This is a genomic window from Methylophaga sp. UBA1464, from assembly GCF_002325665.1.
In the GTDB taxonomy this organism is placed as follows: Bacteria; Pseudomonadota; Gammaproteobacteria; order Nitrosococcales; family Methylophagaceae; genus Methylophaga.
The window spans coordinates 1-288 of record NZ_DCSO01000062.1; the positions used below are offsets into that span (position 1 = coordinate 1).

The 288-nt window shown below is 38.2% G+C and carries 1 protein-coding gene; it reads right to left on the minus strand.

What is annotated here, in order from left to right:
- Nucleotides 1-288: 50S ribosomal protein L25 (locus B3O33_RS07555; protein WP_292363323.1), on the minus strand; the 288-nt coding region annotated here is incomplete at both ends.

The window sequence follows — 288 nt, forward strand, 5'->3', positions numbered from 1 at the left end:
GTTTTTACGTAACACACCACCAGCTTTAACACCTTTGGAGTTACCCACAAAATGTACAGGAATTTCCATCATTATAGGTTTGTCTTCAAATAATTGATAGAAATCGATGTGTAAAATTTTCTCGGTTACCGGGTGAAACTGAATGTCCTGCATAATGGCACTATAGGTGTCACCATTTTCTAGAGCAATCACAACTGTATGCGCATTAGGTGTATATACCAGTTTTGAGAAGGCTAATTCATCTGCAGTAAAATGCACTGGTTTATCTCCTCCGTATAATACGCAAGG